This window comes from Weissella sp. ESL1139, from assembly GCF_058506735.1.
Genome location: NZ_CP196375.1, coordinates 1,374,613 through 1,396,990, shown reverse-complemented (window position 1 = coordinate 1,396,990; position 22,378 = coordinate 1,374,613). Strand labels below are relative to the sequence as shown.

Annotated in this window: 21 protein-coding genes; 18 read left to right on the top strand and 3 right to left on the bottom strand. The window is 36.7% G+C overall.

Annotated features, from left to right (window positions below; genetic code table 11):
* The first annotated feature begins 482 nt into the window (after nucleotides 1-482).
* From glpK to ACSYSF_RS06830, 4 genes are read left to right on the top strand one after another with little or no spacing between them, the layout of a single operon-like run.
* Nucleotides 483-1,997, top strand: a complete 1,515-nt coding sequence (gene glpK / locus ACSYSF_RS06845; RefSeq protein ID WP_489867509.1) for a glycerol kinase GlpK — start codon at nucleotides 483-485, stop codon at nucleotides 1,995-1,997.
* Nucleotides 1,997-3,808: an FAD-dependent oxidoreductase gene (locus ACSYSF_RS06840; protein ID WP_489867283.1), complete on the top strand. Its 1,812-nt coding sequence runs from the start codon at nucleotides 1,997-1,999 to the stop codon at nucleotides 3,806-3,808. Before glpK ends, ACSYSF_RS06840 begins: the two co-directional genes overlap by 1 nt.
* Before the next feature lies 1 nt (nucleotide 3,809).
* Nucleotides 3,810-4,583 (top strand): triose-phosphate isomerase, encoded by a 774-nt coding sequence (gene tpiA / locus ACSYSF_RS06835; protein ID WP_489867282.1) that lies wholly within the window; start codon nucleotides 3,810-3,812, stop codon nucleotides 4,581-4,583.
* Between the two features lie 5 nt (nucleotides 4,584-4,588).
* Nucleotides 4,589-5,284: an MIP/aquaporin family protein gene (locus ACSYSF_RS06830; protein ID WP_489867281.1), complete on the top strand. Its 696-nt coding sequence runs from the start codon at nucleotides 4,589-4,591 to the stop codon at nucleotides 5,282-5,284.
* 77 nt (nucleotides 5,285-5,361) lie between these two features.
* Here ACSYSF_RS06830 and ACSYSF_RS06825 read toward each other — a convergent pair whose 3' ends face one another.
* Entirely contained in the window at nucleotides 5,362-5,904 is a 543-nt protein-coding gene (locus ACSYSF_RS06825; RefSeq protein WP_489867280.1) for a nucleoside 2-deoxyribosyltransferase, read from the bottom strand.
* A gap of 173 nt (nucleotides 5,905-6,077) precedes the next feature.
* Here ACSYSF_RS06825 and ACSYSF_RS06820 point away from each other — a divergent pair, with 173 nt between their 5' ends.
* The 4 genes from ACSYSF_RS06820 (at nucleotide 6,078) to ACSYSF_RS06805 (ending at nucleotide 8,968) form a co-directional block, all read left to right on the top strand.
* Nucleotides 6,078-6,509 carry an OsmC family protein gene (locus tag ACSYSF_RS06820; RefSeq protein ID WP_489867279.1) on the top strand — a complete coding sequence of 144 codons (432 nt, stop codon included), beginning with the start codon at nucleotides 6,078-6,080 and terminating at the stop codon, nucleotides 6,507-6,509.
* A gap of 232 nt (nucleotides 6,510-6,741) precedes the next feature.
* The gene (locus ACSYSF_RS06815) at nucleotides 6,742-7,245 is read left to right on the top strand and encodes a hypothetical protein (RefSeq protein ID WP_489867278.1); all 504 of its coding nucleotides are present in this window, start codon (nucleotides 6,742-6,744) and stop codon (nucleotides 7,243-7,245) included.
* 24 nt (nucleotides 7,246-7,269) lie between these two features.
* Complete coding sequence (locus tag ACSYSF_RS06810) at nucleotides 7,270-7,977, top strand: competence protein ComK (RefSeq protein ID WP_489867277.1); 708 nt, start codon at nucleotides 7,270-7,272, stop codon at nucleotides 7,975-7,977.
* A gap of 100 nt (nucleotides 7,978-8,077) precedes the next feature.
* Nucleotides 8,078-8,968 carry an aldo/keto reductase gene (locus tag ACSYSF_RS06805; RefSeq protein WP_489867276.1) on the top strand — a complete coding sequence of 297 codons (891 nt, stop codon included), beginning with the start codon at nucleotides 8,078-8,080 and terminating at the stop codon, nucleotides 8,966-8,968.
* A 92-nt stretch (nucleotides 8,969-9,060) separates the two neighbouring features.
* Here the strand turns inward: ACSYSF_RS06805 and ACSYSF_RS06800 are convergent, their stop codons facing one another.
* Nucleotides 9,061-9,519, bottom strand: a complete 459-nt coding sequence (locus ACSYSF_RS06800; RefSeq protein ID WP_489867275.1) for a PASTA domain-containing protein — start codon at nucleotides 9,517-9,519, stop codon at nucleotides 9,061-9,063.
* Between the two features lie 168 nt (nucleotides 9,520-9,687).
* Here ACSYSF_RS06800 and ACSYSF_RS06795 point away from each other — a divergent pair, with 168 nt between their 5' ends.
* From ACSYSF_RS06795 to ACSYSF_RS06770, 6 genes are all read left to right on the top strand, one after another.
* Nucleotides 9,688-11,082, top strand: a complete 1,395-nt coding sequence (locus tag ACSYSF_RS06795) for a BglG family transcription antiterminator (RefSeq protein ID WP_489867274.1) — start codon at nucleotides 9,688-9,690, stop codon at nucleotides 11,080-11,082.
* Nucleotides 11,075-11,464 carry a PTS sugar transporter subunit IIA gene (locus tag ACSYSF_RS06790; RefSeq protein WP_489867273.1) on the top strand — a complete coding sequence of 130 codons (390 nt, stop codon included), beginning with the start codon at nucleotides 11,075-11,077 and terminating at the stop codon, nucleotides 11,462-11,464. Before ACSYSF_RS06795 ends, ACSYSF_RS06790 begins: the two co-directional genes overlap by 8 nt.
* Nucleotides 11,451-11,900, top strand: coding sequence for a PTS sugar transporter subunit IIA (locus tag ACSYSF_RS06785; RefSeq protein ID WP_489867272.1), 450 nt, complete (start codon nucleotides 11,451-11,453; stop codon nucleotides 11,898-11,900). The genes ACSYSF_RS06790 and ACSYSF_RS06785 overlap by 14 nt, the downstream gene beginning before the upstream one ends.
* Before the next feature lie 13 nt (nucleotides 11,901-11,913).
* Nucleotides 11,914-13,260 (top strand): PTS galactitol transporter subunit IIC, encoded by a 1,347-nt coding sequence (locus ACSYSF_RS06780; protein WP_489867271.1) that lies wholly within the window; start codon nucleotides 11,914-11,916, stop codon nucleotides 13,258-13,260.
* Between the two features lie 39 nt (nucleotides 13,261-13,299).
* A complete protein-coding gene (locus ACSYSF_RS06775) occupies nucleotides 13,300-13,587 on the top strand; it encodes a PTS sugar transporter subunit IIB (protein ID WP_489867270.1) in 288 nt (95 codons plus the stop codon).
* 170 nt (nucleotides 13,588-13,757) lie between these two features.
* Nucleotides 13,758-14,615 (top strand): ROK family protein, encoded by an 858-nt coding sequence (locus tag ACSYSF_RS06770; RefSeq protein ID WP_489867269.1) that lies wholly within the window; start codon nucleotides 13,758-13,760, stop codon nucleotides 14,613-14,615.
* A gap of 107 nt (nucleotides 14,616-14,722) precedes the next feature.
* Here the strand turns inward: ACSYSF_RS06770 and ACSYSF_RS06765 are convergent, their stop codons facing one another.
* Nucleotides 14,723-15,901, bottom strand: a complete 1,179-nt coding sequence (locus ACSYSF_RS06765) for a helix-turn-helix domain-containing protein (RefSeq protein ID WP_489867268.1) — start codon at nucleotides 15,899-15,901, stop codon at nucleotides 14,723-14,725.
* 160 nt (nucleotides 15,902-16,061) lie between these two features.
* Here ACSYSF_RS06765 and ACSYSF_RS06760 point away from each other — a divergent pair, with 160 nt between their 5' ends.
* From ACSYSF_RS06760 to ACSYSF_RS06745, 4 genes are all read left to right on the top strand, one after another.
* On the top strand, nucleotides 16,062-18,098 hold the full coding sequence (locus ACSYSF_RS06760) for a right-handed parallel beta-helix repeat-containing protein (protein WP_489867267.1): 2,037 nt from the start codon (nucleotides 16,062-16,064) through the stop codon (nucleotides 18,096-18,098).
* 47 nt (nucleotides 18,099-18,145) lie between these two features.
* Entirely contained in the window at nucleotides 18,146-19,387 is a 1,242-nt protein-coding gene (locus ACSYSF_RS06755; protein WP_489867266.1) for an MFS transporter, read from the top strand.
* A gap of 189 nt (nucleotides 19,388-19,576) precedes the next feature.
* Nucleotides 19,577-20,920, top strand: a complete 1,344-nt coding sequence (locus ACSYSF_RS06750) for a sugar porter family MFS transporter (protein WP_489867265.1) — start codon at nucleotides 19,577-19,579, stop codon at nucleotides 20,918-20,920.
* Between the two features lie 145 nt (nucleotides 20,921-21,065).
* A complete protein-coding gene (locus tag ACSYSF_RS06745; RefSeq protein WP_489867264.1) occupies nucleotides 21,066-22,241 on the top strand; it encodes an ROK family protein in 1,176 nt (391 codons plus the stop codon).
* The last annotated feature ends 137 nt before the right edge of the window (nucleotides 22,242-22,378 follow it).

Sequence of the window (22,378 nt, the reverse complement as noted above, 5' to 3'; positions counted from 1 at the left end):
TAGTAAATATTGTTGATTTTACATAAATCAATATTTAATAGAAACTATTTGTTTTGTAAAAACATCAAATTTTTTGGTGAAAATAAAATAAAAAATATGTATTTAAACGATTTGTCCTAAAAAAAGGATTTGTGAAAAAATGTTTTTGTGAAAAAAGATTATCTTCATTTGTTAATTACTTACATTCTATGAAAAAAGAGCTGATAAAAAATGTAAAAATATTTCATGCGGCGGTATAAGCAATGTTTGTTGGCATGCTAAGGCAACCGAGTTAGATTATTAATCAGTTAAAAAATAGTAGTGACGAATCAAAATAAGAAGATTTTGTGAATTTTGTAATATGCTAATTTGAAGAAAAAATAAGCATTGTGAATTTTTTGTATTCGTTATACACTTTATGTGTTGAAAGAAACCGCTTTCATTTTAAATGTTTTTAAATGTAGTTTTAATAAGCAGATTTATTTATCCAATGGGGGGATATTATTATGTCACAGTATATTCTATCAATTGATGAGGGAACCACTAGTACACGTGCTGTCATTTATGACAAGCAAGGTAAGGTAATTGCTTCAGCACAACGTGAAATTACTATGGTTTATCCAGAACCAGGTTGGGTTGAGCAAGATGCCAATGAAATTTGGATCGACGTTCAAGCTGTTATCGCAACAGCTTTGATTCAATCAGGTATTGCACCTACAGATATTGTTGGAGTTGGTATTACTAATCAACGTGAGACGACAGTTGTTTGGGATAAGCAAACAGGTTTGCCAATTTACAACGCTGTTGTTTGGCAATCACGTCAAACCGCACCAATTGCTGAAAAGTTAATTGCTGATGGTTACCAAGATATGATTCAATCAAAGACAGGATTGATTCCAGATGCTTACTTCTCAGGTACTAAGATTCGCTTTATCTTGGATCAAGTAAGTGGTGCTCAAAGCCGTGCTGAAAACGGTGAGTTGCTATTCGGTACCATTGATACATGGTTGGTATGGAAGCTAACTGGTGGTCAAGTTCACGTTACTGATTACACTAACGCATCACGTACAATGATGTTCAACATCATGGACTTGAAGTGGGATCAAGAACTATTAGATCTATTGAACATCCCATCACAGATGTTGCCTGAGGTTCACCAATCATCAGAAGTTTATGGAACAGCTATTCCTGTTCACTTCTTCGGAGCTGAAGTACCAATTGCCGGAATCGCCGGTGACCAACAATCAGCTTTGTTCGGTCAATTAGCTCTTAACAAGGGTGATGTTAAGAACACTTATGGAACTGGTGCCTTCGTTGTTATGAACACTGGTGAAGAACCAATGATTTCAAAGAATGGTCTATTAACAACCATTGCTTATGGAATGGATGGTAAGGTAACTTACGCACTTGAAGGATCAGTCTTCGTTGCTGGTTCAGCATTGCAATGGTTGCGTGATGGTATGCGTGTCATCGAACAAAGTCCAGAAAGTGAAGAGATGGCTTATGCTTCTGAAGACGAAGACGAAGTATATGTTGTACCAGCCTTTACTGGATTAGGTGCACCATACTGGGATTCAGAAGCTCGTGGTGCCGTATTCGGTTTGACTCGTGGAACTACACGTGAAGACTTTGTTAAGGCAACATTGCAATCACTAGCTTACCAAAGCCGTGACGTGGTTGACGCAATGCACAGTGATACTGGTATTGATATTGCTAAGTTGCACGTTGACGGTGGTGCTTCACGTAACAACTACCTAATGCAATTCCAATCAGATTTGCTACAAACGGACGTGTTACGTGCAGCTAACGTTGAGACAACTGCTATTGGTTCAGCATTCTTAGCTGGATTAGCAGTTGGCTTCTGGAAGGATACAGATGAATTGAAGTCAATGGTTGAACAACCAACAGAGTTTAACCCAGAGATGGCCGAAGCAAGTGCTGACGAGCTATACGATGGTTGGACTAAGGCTGTTGAAGCAACTCGTGTCTTCAAGCCAAAGGAGAGAGGTACAAAATAATGCAATTTAAGAGTGATCAGCGAATAGCAGCGATTCAAAATTTAAAAGATACAGATTTTGATGTTGTTATTATAGGTGCCGGAATTACTGGAGCAGGTATTGCGCTACAAGCAGCTGCATCAGGGTTGCGGACAGCCATTATCGATATGCAAGACTTTGCCGAAGGAACAAGTAGCCGTTCAACAAAGCTTGTGCACGGTGGTATCCGTTACCTAAAGACATTTGATGTAGATGTTGTCGCTGATACTGTTAGTGAACGCGCTCGTGTTCAACAAATTGCACCTCATATTCCACGTCCATCACACATGTTGATGCCACTTTATGATGAAGAAGAAGCAACATTCACACCTATGAGTGCTGAAATTGCAATGGAAATTTATGATAAGTTGGCTGAAGTTCCTGCTGATAGTCCGTTCGTTCACCGTCTATTGTCAGCTGAAGAAGCTCGTGATTATCTACCAATGTTAGATCACACTGGTTTGGCTGGTTTGGCAATTTACTTAGATTACCAAAACAATGACGCACGTTTGACGATTGAAAACATCAAGCAGGCTGTTAGTGATGGTGCGGTTGCAGTAAGTCACTTAAAGGCAACTTCTGTTGTTGAAGAAGGCAAGGGTAAGAAGGTTAGTGTTGAAGATGTCTTTACTAAAGAAATCTTTGATATCCAAGGTAAGGTTGTCATTAACGCAGCTGGTCCATGGCACGATACCATTACTGAACTTGCTGATGAAACAACTAAGGATACAATTCGTCCAACTAAGGGTGTTCACCTAGTTATTAATCAAGATCGTTTGCCAGTACCAAACACGCTATACTTTGATTCTGGTTTCCACGATGGTCGTATGTTATTCGTTATTCCACGTGCTAATAAGACGTACTTTGGAACAACTGATACTGACTACAAGGGTGATTACTTGCATCCAAAGGTTGAGCAAGCCGATGTCGATTATCTTTTAACTGCCATTAATAATCGATTCCCTAATGCCAACATTACGATTGATGATATTCAATCAAGTTGGGCTGGATTGCGTCCACTAATTGGTGGTGGTGGCGATTACAACGGTAACACTACTAAGAAGTCAGCTTCTGATGAGACATTACACGAATTAGATGAAAATCTAAACAAGTACTTTAACGATGAAATTGACCGTCAAGAAATTGATGACCAATTGGATACCCTAACAAGTGGTGGTAAGAGTGCATCAAGTGTGTCACGTGGATTCCAAGTTAAGTCAGAAAACGGCATTGTCAACGTATCAGGTGGTAAGTTAACTGACTACCGTTTGATGGCATCAGAGACAATGACTGAATTAGCTAAGATCTTCGCAGACAAGTTTGGTAAGGAAATTACACCAGTTGATTCAACTAGTTATCCTGTATCAGGTGGTCATTTTGATCCAAATAATGTTGATGAAGAACTTGAGAAGTATGCTGAAGAATTAGAAAAGTATGAAGTAAATGATGTTAAGGCTAAGGAAATTGCCAACTTGTATGGTTCTAACACACCTGAAATAATCGAATACATTAAGACAGGCGTTTCAGCACCTAAGTTGTCTGTAGCCGAGACAAGTATGTTGCATTATGCAATTGATAAAGAATTTGTTTTGCGTCCAATTGATTACTTCTTGCGTCGTACAAACTATCTATTGTTTAAGTCAGAAGATTTAGAGCGTCTTGAAGAGCCTGTCATCGACGAAATGGCTAAGATTCTTGAATGGTCTGATGAGACAAAGCAAGCAATGACTGAAGAGTACACACGTTTACGCGATGAAGCAGAATTGAAAGCGTTGAAAGAGGAGGCAAAGTAAAATGTCAGAGAGAGTTCCCTTAATTGTTGGAAATTGGAAAACAAACAAAAAAGTAGCCGAGGTTTACGATTTCTTACAAGAAATCCAAGGGCAATTGCCTGATCCAAAAAAGGTTCAAGTAGGTATTGCTGCACAGGATATTTACCTACATGAAATGGTTAAGCAAAGTAAAGAATTAGACATCCCCGTAGATGTATTCGCTGAAAATATTCACTGGGCTGATGAAGGTTCTTATACTGGTGAAACATCACCAGCAGCTTTGGCTGACATTGAAGTTTCAGGTTCAATTATTGGTCACTATGAGCGTCGTAAGATGTTTAAAGAGACTAATGGATCAGTTGGATTAAAGGTAACTGCATCTCTTCGTAATGGATTAGTGCCAATCGTCGCAATTGCCGAGGACGCAACACGTTATAATCCAGATGATGAAGACATGGCTCCTTTGACAGAAATTGCAGTTGGGCTAGCTGGTGTCGACCGTGCACGAGCTGAAAACATTGTAATTGCTTATGAACCGGCTTGGGCAATCGGTGCAAGTGAAGCTCCTTCACTGGAAGTAATTGAACATGCTGCACGTGTTATCCGTACTTCATTGGCAATCTTGTTTACACAAGAAGTTGCTGATAAGATTCGTATCCAATACGGTGGCTCAGTTACGCCTGAAAATTCAAAAGAAATCCTTGGCTTAGAAGATATAGATGGGTTATTAATAGGACGAGCATCTCTTGAACCAGCTGCATTCTTGAGCATGGTTAATGATGCCGTTGAGGGGTAAAAAAAATGAAGAAGAAAATCTTTGGTGAAATGTTTGGAAGTGCGTTGCTAGTCTTTTTCGGACCAGCATTGGTCATCATGAGTGGTGGCTATGACAACTTATTGGGACCATCAATTGGATGGGGTGTTTTGCTAGCAGTTTTGGTTTATGCGTTTGGACCATTATCAGGAGCACACTTTAACCCAGCCGTAACATTCATGCAATTCTTGAACAAGACAATGGGTGCTGCTGAAGCAGTAATCTATGTTGTTTCTCAATTAATTGGTGGTTTAATCGGTGGTTTCGTATTGAAGTTCGTATACGCTGCTTACCTAGATGGATCAGGTTTGAAGTGGTCTACTGAAGTTGCAAAGAACCACTTGAACTCAACAGTGTTCCCAAATATTTCTGCCGGGACTGCATTCCTAGTTGAGGTTATCTTGACGACAGTATTGTTGCTAGTTATCTTGGTCTTGAATGATTCAAAGACAGATACTTACAACCTACAATCACCTATCGCAGTTGGTTTGACCATCGCGCTATTGGTTTTCGTTGCTGGTAACTTAACTGGTGCATCAATGAACCCAGTTCGTTCAATCTTCCCAGCTATCTTCGCTGGTGGTTTGGCATTACAACAACTATGGGTCTACATCTTTGCACCACTTGTAGGTTCAATTGTCGCATTCTTGATCAACCGTTACATCTTGAAGGGTGACGATTAATAATAGAATAATTGCGATATAAAAAATCGTGGAGTTGATAAAATTCAACTTCACGATTTTTTTGTGCCATAATTTAATTAAATAATTTTTCCTTCGTAAATACGTGAGGCAATGCTCATAAAGTCGAAGGTTGCTAACTCATCGGTTGAACGCACGTAAGATGATGGTCCAATGGCTGGCATCAAATTGATTGGCTTGGCATTCCAATCACCATCAAAGAAGGCAACCGTTGGGCGACCAAGTGCATTGGCGTAACCTAATTCAAAGGCAGTACCACTATCTTCATTACCAGCTGTGATAACACCCAAAGTGACATCAGAATTTTGAATGGCAGTAATGTCAGCGTTGTACGTTGCGACAGCCCATTCAAAATCAGGGTCGAAGTCACCATTTTCGTCAAAGGCTTGACCACCGAATTGGTTAAGCAAAGGGACGTGGACGTAGCTGATAGTTGAATTATTATTTAATGCTTTATATGAAGCAAGTAGGGTGTCGATTTGTTGATCGGAAAACCAACCGGCACCTAGATAAATCGTTTTTGCACCAGGAACCTTTGTCACTTCTGATGAAGCCGCCTTGATGTCTTGTAATTGTTGTATTAGCTCATTCATACTTAGCATATCAATCTCCCAATATTAATTTATTTCATAGCTATTATTATGACATGAAGTGACCCTAAATAGTAAGGTGGTTAAATAAATTTATTATTTTTTTATTAGCGTAAGGGTTACTGATTGCACTTATTTAGAAAACGCTTACAATTAATGTGAATAGACTTTAAGGAGACAGAAAAATGAAAAATGATGTTCGTTGGGATCAAGCGTTGTATACCACAAATACCTATAATGATGAAGGGTTATTGGGACATGCTTATGTTGCAGATGGTATTAAAGTAGAAACAAGTAGTCCGTTGGATGATCGACCAGGTACCAACCCAGAACAGTTGCTGGGGATGTCTTTGTGTACGTGTTTGGTAGCAACAATGGAAGCACTATTAAAGGCGCGTAAGCTGGATTTGAAGCCACAAGCTCACGCTAAGATTGCTTACGTTAAAGGTAAGGGTGGTCGCTTTGAATTCTTGGTGCATGCACAAGTTCGTGTGCCTGGATTCACTTTGGTACAAACTAAAGGATTGCTACCAGAATTAGAACAACGTTGCTGTGTATCGCAGTTGTTGAGTGGTAGCGAAAACTACAGTATCGAAGCTGTTGAAGAATGGTCTTAATATGTGAATTTTGACGATGATATATGTCAATTCGCATTAAAAATTAAGACAATTATTGGTGTCTACCCCTTTTTCGCATAAAAAATGCCTAAAAATCTGGTCGTAACGGCTGAATAATCGTGGTAATAACAAGTTAATTTAAAATATGCTGGTAGAATCGCTAATTCGGCTGGTCATGCAGCCCAGCGGTTGATGATATGGTAACGTCATCAAACAACTGGAGGAATTAAAGATGATAAAGTCATGCGATACAGCATTGGCTGGTTACGAATTAATGATTGGTGGTGTTTTAAAAGCTGGTGGTATTTATCGCCGTAATGAAAATTATGAAGATTATCGTCAAGAATTACGCTTACTGATTTTAAAGCGCTTATTAGCTGGTGAAGCATTAGCAACCCAACATAACCCACAATTATTTAAATGGTTATTATGGCGTTTGCGTGATTTACAGAAGGTTAATCAACGTTATTCATTACGGCATGAGTTTGCGGGCGAGGTGATTGAGAATATTGATGAGCAAAACCATTTTGCGCATCTTGAATGGGTTTTAAGCTTTGAAAAAGGTATTCGTCAGCGCCCACAGCATTTAGTTTTACACCAATTATTATTGGATTTTGTTCATTACCCAGATGATTTGGTTACGAATCGTTGTGATCGATTAAAAATACATCGTGCAACTTACAATCGCCGATTAAAATTATTACAGCAGACGATTCATGCAAGTCGTTATGCCTAAAATAATTTTATTGGAGGCTAGATAATGCCAAAGATTATTACAATATCGGATAAGGGTTATAGTACAGATGAGGTTACCGACATGGCTAGTGATAGTGACGTTTGCCTACATGACACCATGTTAATTGTTGCTGTGCATAATCAGAATCAGCAAGTACGATCACAGTTATATTATATTGATGGTAGTACAGCAGTGAATTTGGATTCGACCAGTCGGATTATCGCAAAACTTGAAGCAAAGACTGGCTATGCACGTGATGAACAGATTGAAGCTTGCTATCGGTTATTGCCGGCTGAATTTCGTGGGCAAATGCGGAGTTGGGTGATGCAAAATCATGGTTTTGTGCCAGTTACAAGTTACAAAGCTGGTCCAACTACTTGGATTAATGTCCGCCATATCAAAGACGTCCAAACACGGGGAAAACAGACATGCGTGATTTTATTGGATGGTACGATTATAAAATTTGCTAAGTATCGCGATAAATTTATTAAGCAACTTATTGCGACAAAGGTGGTTAGTTTATGGCTAACACAGTATGTGTACGGCCATGGTGAACGGAGTGAAAAAAATGTTTTACCGTGGTTATCTTGGCCTAAAAATGTTAGTTATTGTTTGAATAAAGAACATTACAAATATATGCTAATTGCCGTTATGTTAGAAAAAACCGGTATACGTTCATTGGAGAGTACAGTAGTCAGACTTAGTCAGTATTATATGAATAAGTGTGACTAATTGGGCTAGGCGTTGCTTTTTACTAACTTTAGAAAAGTATGTTATCATAAAACTGAAATGTAGCTATATTTCACAATTAAAAATTTGAGGGAGTACTAATATGACATTAGAATTTGCAAATAAGTTAGCCTTAGGAACAAACAAAGTTGGTGGTCATAATCTATTTGATAACTTAGATGAACAAGATGGTTATGACTTAGTTCGTGCTGCATTAGACGCAGGTATTAACGTCATTGATACAGCTTACGTATATGGGGTTGGTCGTTCTGAGGAAATCATTGGGGATGTTATCCAAGATTACGACCGTAGTAAGATTATTATTGCAACGAAGGGTGCTCAAAATCCTGATAACGATTTAGAGCCAGATAACAGTCCTGAATTCTTGGTTAAGACAGTTGAAGAATCATTGAAGCGCTTGAAGACAGATTATATTGATATCTTCTTTATTCACTTTCCAGATGATGATTCAGATAAGCTAGCTGCTGTGGAAGCTTTGGATAAGTTGAAGCAAGAAGGTAAAATTCGTGCGATTGGTGTTTCAAACTTCAGCTTTGATCAATTAAAGGAAGCTAATGCCAGTGGTAAGGTTGATTTTGATGAAGACTACTACAGCTTGGCTCATCGTGATGAGGAAGCAGAACGCTTTGATTATTTGAAGGAAAATGGTATCAAGTTTGTGCCATATTTCCCACTAGAGTCAGGTTTGTTGACTGGACGTTACGGTGTTGAAGATCGTGCAAAGTTTGATCGTCTAGATGATGCAAAGTTTGATCAAGTTATTAAGGGACTTGATGTCATCAAGGACATTGCTGCTAAGCATGATGCTTCAATGACGCATGTTGTTTTAGCATGGTACATGGCAAATCCTGGTATTGGTTTGGTTATTCCTGGTGCTCGTAATGCTGAGCAAGCTAAGGATTTGGCTAAGTCATTAGACGTTAAGTTGTCAGATGAAGAATACAAGGCAATTGATGAAGCTTTTAAGGCTTAATTGCTTTAATTTTATAAGGTCGGTACTTTGGTATCGGCCTTTTTTAAGGCAAAAATTCCTAGGTACACCACATGATGTATCTAGGAATTTTTTTAGTGCTTTGAAAATACGTTTGCTTTACCAGCTACTTTTTTAATTTGTTCTTTATGCTTGGCTTTTTTGGCTGATTTTTCATTCATAGTTGCCTGATGGTCTTGTAAACTCTGATCAATGGCAACTTCATCCAAGTAGTAGATTTTAATAAAGGTCGTTGGATCAACATTTGAACCACCTTTAGGCGTCATTTTCACAATCGTATTTGCAAGTTGCATCGCATATTTTTTGTCTGCCGGTAACTTAATTAATGAATAGTTGAAATGGTATTTGGTTAATACTTCAGTTGCTTCATCAACAGGCAATGAGACAACGTCAGGAATTTTGATATAATCTTTTTTCTTTTCCTTTTGTTGGGCATTGATTTTATTAATCTGATCCATGATTGCTGGTGCCGCTTTAATCACAAAGGGAGCGGCAACTTTTGCAGCTCTACTAATATACTGTAATTTTCCCATTAGAATCCCTTTCCGTATAAATATGATTAGCCATATTTTACAACAGATGTTGTGAATATGGTAGATATTGCAACGGACTGAGTAAATGGCCATTGCTATGGTCATTTTATAAGAAACCGCTTACAATAAATGAGGCTATAATAATCAGTGTAGAAAGGAAGTGAAAGAATGAGCAGCAATAATTTAGATAATAAAATATTGATGTTTTTAGGACAACAAGCTGATTTTGTTGATGCCCAAACTATTTCACAGACTTTTAATGTGTCAAAAAAGACAGTGTATCGCACAATTAATAAATTAAATCAACCAGACTTGATTGTTGAATCACAAAGAGGTCGTGGCTATCGCTTGCTCGAGAACAAGGTTTCGACAGCTACCACCGAACAAGATGAACAACGGCAAATTGATTTAGCAATTAATTTATTGCATTCATTTCCACATAGTTTAAGTACTTGGCGTCTCTTGGAGAAGTTGTATATTTCTGAATCAACACTACAACGTGATTTAAATGCTTTAAATAAGGTGTTTTCACAGTTTCATATCAGTATTGATCGATCTGCTGGTAGTAATAAAGTTGTTGGTACAGAAGCACAAGTTCGCAAGGCGTTGAATTATTATTTGTTAGAAAATACCGTTACACAACAAGTTGTTGAAGGGTTAGCGGGTATCTTTCCAAATATCACCGAACGGGATAAGACATTTATTAGTTCACAAATGACGTTGATTGAAAAAGAGCTCGATGTTGAAATATTGGATCCCTATACTGTTAATATTTTTTCACATCTCTACATTTTATTGAATCGTGTTCGACAACATAATAGTGAGGTCGTCGTTGATGAACTAGTAAGTGTTCAATACGATGAATTGTTATTACGTGTTGCCCGACAAGTAATTAATAATATTAGTGAGTATGCCCATGTGGCAATCAATACACAAGAAGTTGATAATCTTGTTTTATATTTAGTTGGTTTACGTTATGACCGGACACTTGATAATAGTCAAGAAGATGAAGCGCGTCAGTTAGTTAATTATTTGGTTGATGCATTATCATTACCGGACCACGTTAATATTGAAAATCTGAAAACAGCGTTGATTGGCCATGTTCGGCCGATGATTCACCGCATGAAAGAGGACATATTAATTGTTAATCCGTTATTGAATGATATTCGTTTCAGTTATCAAGAGACATTTGATCAAGTTAAAACAATTTTAGCTGGTACTAATTATCGGGTTTCGGAGGATGAAGTTGGTTTTCTAACTTTGTATGTGGTACGTGCTTTGGAAGAAGCAAGTGCTCGTAAACGCGTCTTGTTGATGTGTTCAACTGGTGTTGGAACTGCACAGTTATTGCAGAGCCGGGTACGACGGACATTTCCAGATTTTGAAATTGTCGGGACGGTTTCAGCTCGTGAGTATGAAATGAATTTAAAGCAGTATGAACAAGTTGATTTAGTCATTTCGACAGTTGCAATTCATTTTCAACCGGCATCCCCAGTCATTCAAGTCAGTGCCTTGTTTAACGAAGGTGACCGGCGACGAGTGGAGGAAATGCTATATGGTTAAAATTGATTTTCTATCAGTGAACGAAATCCCAGAAGCCACTGCAATGGCACAATTGGTAGCACAACATTTTGATTTAGTGACAGCAGATGTGCAAGCAACGATGCGCGCACGGGAAAAGTTAGGCAGCACAATGATTGCGACTGATATTTTTATGCCTCACGTTGAATTACCAAATGTTGCGATACAAGGACTGTTTTTGATAACCAATCAGCAACAAATTGTATTGATTTTAATTATCGATAGTGTGCAACCAGATGAACAATTAGTTGCATTATTAACTAATTTATTAGTTGAACCAGTGTTAGCTAAATTAAAACAAGTATCGTCACAAGAAGAATTAAATACCTTAATCAAGGAGGTGAACGAGCATGTTATCAGATAAAGTTATTCTGTTAGATGCAGTAGCAAAAGATGGTCAGGATGCTTTAGGGAAAGTCGCTGATCAATTATTTGAAAGTGGGGTGGTTAAGGATACTTATAAACCAGCGCTTTTGAAACGTGAAGTTGATTTTCCAACGGGCTTGGCTACTGATAGTATTGGCATCGCAATGCCGCATACTGATGCAGAGCACGTTAATTATGATCAAATTGGTTTCATGCGATTGCGTGAACCGGTTGAGTTTTTACAAATGGGGGATGGCGCTAAAATTCAAGTTAAATTTATTTTTATGCTTGCTTTGAAGGAAGCTCATGCTCAATTAGATATGTTACAAACATTAGTTGCATTAATTCAAGATGAAACAAAAATACAGCAATTATTAGCCGCAACAGATGCTGATGCGGTTGTGAAAATTTTAGAAGATGCCGGAATAGCATAAAAGGAGAAAAATCATGGCAGTAATAAACTGGTTATTGGATGCTGGTCCAACCGTATTTTTACCACTATTACTATTTGTTTTTGGATTAGTTTTACGGATTAAGCCAGGTAAAGCCTTTAAAGCCGCATTGATGGTTGGAATTGGATTTACTGGTTTGAACCTAATTATTGGTTTACTAACTGATAACTTAGGACCCGCAGCACAAGCAATGGTTAAGCACTTCGGCTTATCATTGAATTCTATTGATGTTGGTTGGCCAGCAGCATCAGCTATTTCATACGGAACAACATTAGGAAGTTTAGCCATTCCAATTGGTGTGGCCTTGAACGTTGTGCTACTAGTAATTGGCTTAACGAAAACATTGGATGTCGACTTGTGGAACTACTGGCACATTGCCTTTTCAGGTTCATTGGTTTACGCAGCTACACATAATTTTGGATTAGGTCTATTCACGATGATTGTTCACGCAATGTGGATTTACTTCTTAGCTGATTTGGCTGCCCCAACGATTCAAAAGCACTATGGGTTGGAAGGTATTTCATTCCCCCAAGGTGCATCAGCACCCGGATTCGTATTGGCCTTGCCAATTAATTGGTTACTAGATCGCATTCCCGGTGTTAAGAATATTCACTGGACACCTGAAACAATTCAAAAGAAGTTGGGTGTTTTCGGAGATTCAGCCGTAATGGGACTGATTATTGGAATTGTTATTGGTGCTTTGGCACAATATGATTCAATCAAGATTTTGAATCTTGGAATTACAACCTCAGCCGTTCTTATTTTGATGCCACGTATGGTTGCTATTTTGATGGAAGGTTTGTCACCAATTTCAGAAGCAGCTAACACGATGGTTCAAAAGAAGTTCCCAGGACGTAACTTATACATCGGAATGGACTCAGCTCTAGCTGTCGGTCAAGAAGCTGTTCTTTCAGCATCATTGATCTTAGTACCAGTATCACTATTGATTGCGGTTATCTTGCCAGGGAACCGTGTGCTACCATTCGGTGATTTGGCAACTATTCCATTTATGTTAGCTGTTATGGCAGCGGTCTTCGGTGGTAACGTCTTCCGTATCGTTGTTGGTGGTGTTATTGATTTGGCAGTATCTTTGTATATTGCATCATGGATTGCACCATTGCTAACATCAGCCGCTAAGTCAGCACATTTCGCTATGAATGGTGCCACATCAATTTCTGTTCTATCAGATGGTGGTGCTTGGACGACCCTACTAATTGTTGGTATGGGAAAGTTGATGTCATGGGGCGGTATGGCAATTGTATTTGTCATCGTGCTTGGTTTGATGATTTGGTTGAACAAGTTTAAGAAGTCAGATAAGTCAGAAGAGTCAGCCGCAGAATAATTTGTTATTAATTGTTATATAAAAGAGGGAGATAATATCATGGCAAAGTCATTAATGGTCGTATGTGGAACTGGAATCGCAACTTCAACTGTTGCAACAGGAAAGATTAAGGATTACTTAGCATCAGTTGGTAAGACTGATCAAGTAAAATTCTTACAATCAAAGATTGCTGATGAAGTCAGTGCTATTGAAAATGGTGATTATGATATCGTTGTTTCAACAACAATGGTACCAAGCGCTATTAAAGATAAGGTAATCAATGGGGTTGCATTGTTGACCGGTGTTGGTACCCAAAAGGTCTTTGATGAAATTGAAGCACAATTGTAATTAGATATTAAGCTAATCAACTAGGAACAGTTGGTTAGCTTTTTTTCTGGAATAAAGATTAAATTATAATGAGAAGTAAGGGCTTACATGGTATGATAAGAGGTAACCGATGAAGTATGAGGATTGAGTACATATAGCACGTTGATTAATGCAAAAGGGGGCATTAAAACATGAAATTAGTGGCATTTGATATTGGGGGAACGTCGATTAAAGTTGGGCACTTTATTGAAGATAAATTAGTAGACAAGTCATCATTTGAAACACCGCAAACATTTGAAGAAATGGTTTCTTCAATGAAGGGTTATATTACTGAAGATATTGAAGGAGTTGCCATTAGTGCCCCTGGGGTTGTAGATTCAGATGAACGCACCATAAAAAATTATAGTGCCGTACCATATATTCATCATCGTCCTATTTTTGATGAATTGGAAGCAGCCTTTCATTTACCAGTTACAATTGAAAATGATGCAAATTGTGCTGGTATTTGTGAAATGGCTCTAGGCGCAGGTAAACCATTTAAAAATGCTGGCTTTATTGTCTTAGGTACTGGTATTGGTGGCTCTGTTTTTATTGATGGCAAGTTGTATAAAGGTGGGCATCTATTTGGTGGCGAGTTTGGATTTTCAACTGCTGATAATGATGCAACTTTGAACGATTCTTATACTTTTGTAAAGGGTGTTGAAGCATATCAGCGAGAAAACCCCAATGCTGATGTAAAGAATGGGCAACAGCTATTTGCGGCTGCTGAAAACCATGACCCACTAGCTGAAAGTATTATTAATAAAATTTATGATCAAGTGTCAAATATGATGTACAATTTACAAGTTGCTTTTGATTTTGATGCCTTTATTTTAGGTGGTGGTGTGTCAGCCCGTGAAGAATTACCTGATCAAATTAAAACACGCGTAAACAAATTATTACATAAAAATCTTGCTTATGACATTGCACCGCAAATCATACGTTGTCAGTATAAAAATGATGCGAATTTGTATGGTGCGGTCGTTAATTTTTTGAACTTGCGTGAGTAGTTTTTTAATTAATAATAAATTTAAGACATAAATTAAATAGACTGATTCTAGGATAAAAATCTTGGCATCAGTCTATTTTTGTGTTGGATTTAATTTTTAATAGAAAACTAGCCAACATTAATGTTTATGAAATTATAAATATTCCAATTTCGTAGTAAATACGGATTTTCTTTTAATTTACTGGGAGCAACACCAACCTTATTTTTAAACTCTCTAGTTAAATGGGATTGATCCGAAAAATTTAAAGTATTTGCGATTGTTGCAAGAGAAAGATTGGTGGTCATTATCAATTGAATGGCCCGGTTAACTTTAATTAATATTTTAAATTGCGGGATTGAAAGTCCAATTTCTTTTTTGAATATTGTTGATAAATAATGGGGAGAAATATCCAAACGATAACTCAGTTCACTCACTGAAATCATAGTTTCAGGTGAATTTATTATGTGTTGATATACTAGTCGAACATTTTTACTAAGATTTTCATTCTTTAGATTAAGAACACGTTTTGACATATCTTTTAAACTGATTTCTATTTCTGAAATGACTTTATCAAATGAAGGCAGAATTTCTAAATTGCGTACATATTCATCATTAAGTGTATACGCCATATCATAATCCATCCCCGCATCAATAACTGATCGTAGAATGACAGAAATGATAATAATACCCCAATTTTTAATACTACGAACAGATCCTTCTCGGGAGAGAATACCAATTCTTCCAGAGTTCATTAGCTTTGTAAATATATCATGAATTTGGACGTCATTACCTAATAAAACAGCTGATTTTAAAGCAATTTCATAAGAATGATTAATGTGGGCGCCTTCTTCATTTAAATCGATATAAGACACAGCACTCTGAAAGTGTGGCATGTAGAGTGCATTTTCAAATGCACTGTTAATTTGTTCGTTATTAAGTGGTAGACCAATTAAATCACTAAACAACATTAATTGATAAATACAATTAGCTTTATTCAAAATGACTGTATTTAAATTTTCAGATAAATAAGCGTTTTTTTGATGTAGTTCATTTGTACTGGCTGTTTCAATAATCTCGGGACCAAGAATATAAATAAAGCGATCAACATGAAAATAAAAAGAATATAAATTAAAATCATGTTTTAAAATCTTAAAATGTTCTTCTTTAGGTAAATTTTGAATCATTGAAAAATAAGTGTTTGTGAGCACATCACCCTTTTTATAGCATACTTCATAATTGCCTTGTATTAATTCAACTTTTATAGCTAATGTGTTCAATGAATTTATATATATTTGCTCAAGTTCCATGTATAGTGCCCTAACCTTTTATTCAAATAATAGTATTTTTGTTCAAGTTATTAGAATTCACACTTATTATAATATAATTTGTAAGCGGTTACAAAATGAAGTTTGTGTTATAACTCAAAAAAGTAGTATGTATTGAATATACTAAGGGGAGCGTATTTATATGAAAATTTATGTAGATGCAAATAAAAAGTTTGAAGGAAATGGTAGCAAGAATGCACCGTTTAAATTTATTAATGATGCCGCCAAGATTGCTAAAGCCGGAGATGAGGTTTTAGTTTATCCAGGTACTTATCGTGAATATGTTAACCCAATTAATGCTGGAACAGAGGAGTCACCAATTATGTACCGTAGTGTAGAACCACTAGGTGCAACAATTACTGGTGCTGAAAAAGTAGATTATTGGCAACCTTATGAAGGTGATGTTTGGGTAGCGACCATCGATAATAGTGTGTTTGGTAGTTACAATCCATACACAACATATGTGATGGGTGATTGGTATTTTGGCCCAGTTAACAAACATACTGGGGCAGTATATATGAATGACTTGCAGTTCTATGAAACTGTGACGTTAGATGAGTGTATTAAAGCAGATGTATATGGACGTTCTTGGGAACGTGATAAGTCAGTATATAAGTGGTACACAGAACAAAATACTGAAACTGATCAAACAGTTATTTATGCTAATTTCCAAGGAAAGAATCCTAATCATGAAGATGTAGAAATTAATGTTCGACGTGAAGTCTTTATGCCTCAAGAAACAGGTGTTAACTATACAACGGTTTCTGGTTTCAAAATCAATAAAGCCGCAACAACATGGGCACCACCTGCTTCATATCAAGACGGTATGATTGGTCCTCACTGGTCAAAGGGCTGGATTATTGAAGATTGTGAGATTAGTCATAGTCGTTGTGCCGGAATTTCACTAGGAAAGTACAAGGATCCTGAAAATGATCAATACTTTACGTACCGACATGTTAAGAGTCCAACTCAAATGGAACGTGATGCTGTAAGTCGTGGTCAATATCATGGTTGGCTAAAAGAAAATATTGGTCACCATATTGTGCGCCGTTGCAATATTCACCATTGTGAGCAAGATGGTATTGTTGGACGTCAAGGCTGTGTCTTTAGCTTAATTGAAGATAATGTCATTCATGATATTAATAATATGCAAGAGCTAGCAGGTGCTGAAATTGCAGGAATTAAGCTACATGCTGCTATTGATGTTGTTATGCGTAGAAATCATATCTATGATTGCACAATGGGAATTTGGACAGACTGGGAAGCTCAAGGAACCAGAATGACCCAAAACTTATTGGATCACAATTATGCTCCTGAAGGTACAGCTGAGCGAATTACTGGTGCAATGCAAAGTCAAGATATTTTCGTTGAGGTTGGTCATGGACCTACTTTGATTGATAACAATTTGATGTTATCGAAAGCATCATTAAGATTGGCTACTCAAGGAGTGGCTTGTGTTCACAATTTGATGCTAGGTTCAATTACATCAATTGGGGATAATACCAGCTTCTTTGTTAATGGTGTTAACCAACCACGTTTCACACCTTATCATATTCATCATCGTACTGAAGTTGCCGGCTTTATGACTATTCTTCACGGAGATGATCGTTTCTATAATAATATCTTTGTCCAAAACTGGCCTGTTGAGCCAGAAGGTAAGGAGTCATTGGTAGATCGTGAAGCTAGCGATACTGAACAAGTTGGAACAAATGGATTTGATGAGTATCCAACTTACGAAGAGTGGGCTGCTCAGTTTGCTAAGATGGACGGTACTTTTGCTAGTGAAACAGATATGGATGATCTAGTACCTGCTCATTTCGGTCATTTGCCAATTTGGGCTTCAGGCAATGTTTACTTTAATGGTGCTTTGCCATGGAAGAAGGAAACCGATAACTTAGTTAACACTGAAGATTCTATTGATATTGAATTGTCTGAAAAAGATGGTAAGGATGTTTCATTAAAGACAAATCTTTATGATTTCATGGAGAACTACTTCACTAAAGTAATTACAACCGAAACATTAGGTAAAGCATTTGAACCAGAACAAGCATATGAAATGCCTGATGGATCAAGCATTACATTTAATGAAGATTACTTTGGTAATCATCGTGGTGTTTCAACTATTCCAGGACCATTTGCATCAAAAGAGGCTGCAAGTAGTGTTCTTTGGGAAAGTTAATTAGTAATTATTAAGTATAGATGTATTAAGGTCTATGAGGAAATGATATGACAAATAGTGTAGAAAATGAGCAGAATAGCAAATTTCCATTTAAATTAGGATTTGGATTGCTATTTGGAGTAATCGGTTGGTTGGTTCCTTACCTTGGAGTCAATACAACGTTACTACCTGCTAAAATACAGCAAATATCTCCAGACAATAAGGTACAAATAGTTGCTTTGCTAGCAACAATTGCAATGATTGTTGCAACAATAGCAAACATTATTGAAGGAGCTTTATCGGATAGAACAGTTAGCCGATGGGGAAAAAGAAATCCATGGATTTTCATGGGAATGATTGCAACTATCATTTGTTTTTTCTTTTTGACTAAAGTAACAACAATAGCTGGTTTAATCGCCAACTGGGCAATTTACCAAATTGCATTGAATATGATGGTTGCACCACTAGTCGCATTTATCGCTGATAAGGCGCCAGAAAAATATCGTGGGTCAATTTCGGCATTTTATGGTGTTGGTAATAATATGGGACAACCGTTGGGAACTTTGATTGCCTCGAACTTTATTACTAAAATTAATGCAGGAATTTATGTCTTTATCGTATTCGAGGTAGTTTTCATCCTATTAAGTCTATTTTTGATAGGTGATACGAGTAATAAAGGTGATAAGCCAAAGAAGTTACACGGATCAGAACTACTTGAAGCATTCTCATTTCCAATTCACGGAGATGTTCGCGACTTTTATCTTGCAATATTTGGAAAGTTATTGTTTTCAAGTGCAGGATCTGTAGTTACAGGATACCAACTATATATTTTCACAGACTACATTAAATTATCTTCGGAAGGAGCAGCGCATAATTTATCAATTATGTCGGTTATCCTATTAATTACCGGAGTTGTATTTGGAATAATAGGTGGACCATTGGCTGATAAATTCCATAGTTTGAAACTACTTGTTGCTATGGCTACTATCGCAATGGGTATTGGATTAATCATGCCAGGAATTACAGCATCAGTATGGACAATGTTTGCTTATGCTACACTTAGTGGAGCTGCACTAGGAATGTATAATTCTGTTGATCAGGCATTAAACGTCAGTGTTTTGCCAAATCCTGATAATTCAGCTAAAGACTTGGGAATTGTTAATTTAGCAAACACTCTTGGACAAGTAATGGGACCGATTGTTGCTTCAACAATCGTTGGCTATGCTGGTTACAGACTTATCTTCCCGGCAGCAGGAATTATGTGCTTTGTTGGTGCTTTCCTAATTATGATGATTAAAAAGGTAAAGTAACATCAAAAAATTATATAAAATCGGAGTGATATTTTTTAAATCAACTCCGATTTTTTATTTGTATTAAAACGCTTACATAATTTTGCGCAAAGTTAATTTTAAATGTTATAATAGTTGGTGTATTAAACCAACTTACTTAAAATTTATTAGATAATATATTAGTCGTCATTAATAAAGGGGAGTAAAAAAATGCGACGTATTTCTACAGGTTTTATTTACTTTTTTGGTGCTTTGGGAGGCTTGTTATTTGGATATGATACCGGAGTTATCTCGGGAGCAATTCTATTTATTCAAAAGCAAATGAGCTTAAATTCTTGGCAACAAGGATGGATTGTTAGTGCTGTTTTAGTTGGAGCAATTCTTGGAGCAGCTGTTATTGGACCTTCTTCTGATAAGTATGGTCGAAAGAAGTTATTGATACTATCAGCCGTAATATTCTTTATTGGTGCTATTGGTTCAGCCTTTTCACCAGAATTTTGGTCTTTGGTTATTTCCAGAATTATATTAGGAATGGCCGTTGGAGCAGCTTCTGCATTAATTCCAACTTATCTTGCAGAATTAGCGCCCGCTGAAAAAAGAGGAACTGTGTCTAGTCTATTTCAGCTAATGGTTATGACTGGAATTTTTGTGGCTTATGTTACAAATTATGCATTTTCAGGAATGTACACCGGATGGCGTTGGATGCTTGGATTTGCTGCAATTCCAGCAGTAATTCTATTTTTCGGTGGTTTGTTCTTGCCTGAAAGTCCACGATTCTTAGTTAAAATTAATAAGGCAGAGGAAGCAGAACAAGTTTTGTTGAATATGAATAAAGGAGATCAAAAAGCTGTTGATCAAGAACTTATGAATATTCATGAAACTGCAAATATTAAAAGTGGTGGTTGGTCAGAATTGTTTAGTAAGATGACCCGTCCCGCTTTGGTTATTGGTGTGGGACTAGCTATTTTCCAACAAATTATGGGATGTAATACTGTTTTGTATTATGCACCAACTATTTTTACCGATGTCGGATTTGGAGTTTCAGCTGCTTTAATTGCTCATATTGGAATTGGTATTTTTAATGTTATCGTAACGGCAGTGGCAGTCGCAATTATGGATAAAATTGATCGTAAGAAGATGCTAAATATTGGATCAATTGGCATGGGAATTTCTTTGTTTGTAATGAGTATTGCGATGAAATTCTCAGGTGAATCACAAACAGCCGCTGTAATTTGTGTTATTGCGTTAACTATATATATTGCCTTCTTCTCTGGTACATGGGGACCAGTTATGTGGGTTATGATTGGTGAAGTATTCCCACTTAATATTCGTGGTCTTGGAAATTCATTTGCCAGTGTTATTAATTGGACAGCAAACACATTAGTATCATTAACATTCCCAACTTTGTTGGACTTCTTTGGTACTGGAAGTTTGTTCTTGATTTATGGTGTTCTTTGCTTCATCGCGCTTTGGTTCGTACACAAGTATGTCTTTGAAACAAGAAATCGTAGTCTAGAGGAAATTGAAGAGACAATGCGTGCTCGTGCTAATTAAGTATGATCAGTATAAAAATTAATACAGGAATAACTTTTTTAATATAAGGTTATTCCTGTTTTTTTCGTACTGATTATGTTTGAATATAGGTATATGAGTAATATAATGATGGAATGATTTAGATTATTTAGAAGTGAGAAAAATAATGAATGAAAATACAATAAAAGAATCTTTCCATACGGGAAATTTGAAACTTGTGTTACAGCAAGTCATAAATAATGGGCCAGTTTCAAGAATTGAAATTGCGAGAAATTTGGGGATGAATAAGTCATCTATTACTTCACTTTATAATGAAGTAGACGAGAAGGGACTGCTTAAAGAGATTGGTAGTGGTGAAGCTTCTAAGTTAGGTGGTCGTAAGCCGACCTTAGTCGTATTGAACGATGAGTATGGGTACACTGTTAGTATTGATATGGGTTATCGTCACTTACATATTATGGCTAATTTGCTAAATGGTCAGAGCGTTTATTATCAACGAGTTGAAATTAATGACAGAAATATTTATAGCATTATGGATATTGTTGATGCTCAGTTTGAATTGATTAATAAGGAAATTGAAACCAATAATGGGTTACTTGGTATTGCTTTTTCTGTGCATGGCATCGTGTATGATAATGAAATTTTAAAGTCACCATTTTTAGATTTTGAAGATGTCGATTTAGCTGAAAGATTTAAAGATAAATACCAGGTACCTGTAATTTTAGAAAATGAAGCGAATTTGTCTGCAGTATATGAACGAGACTTTAATGCAGCTCAAAATGAAAAAAATATTTTAAGTATCAGTATTCATAAAGGAATTGGAGCTGGTATTATTTTAAATCGTGATTTATACCATGGATTTAAAGGATCTGCGGGGGAAATTGGTCGTTCATTAATGTTTACAAATAACAATGAAGGTACGCCATATCGTTTTGATAAGGTTGAAAATTTTTGTTCCGAAGATGCGATTATTGAAAAGGTACAAAAGCAGAAAAATATTGATGGACTAGATCGAGATGGCTTAGAAAAATTATTACAGGATGAAGATGCGGAGACACAAAAAATAGTCGATACATTTATTGATGCAATTTCGCGTGTTATTTTTAATGCAGCAGTATCGTTTTCACCAGAAAAAATATTCATCAATTCTCAGTTGATGGAAGATATCCCAAATATTTTTAAAGCTATCCAGGTAACAACCACAGAGTTAGAGATGGGGCCAAAATTATATATGACGGCACATTCCCATCTAGCTACTTTGTTAGGTGCTTGTTCAATTATCACGCATCATATACTAGGATTGGATGATTATAATTTAATATTTTCTACGAACTCGAATTAAATTTTAAGAGGTTGGGACAAAAGCAAATGTTCCAACCTCTTTTTGCTAAAATTATTTGAATTATAAGCCTATAATTTTTATAGTATAAACGCGTTCCAAAAGTCTGAAGCCTCAATGTAACGCAATTTACACTATTC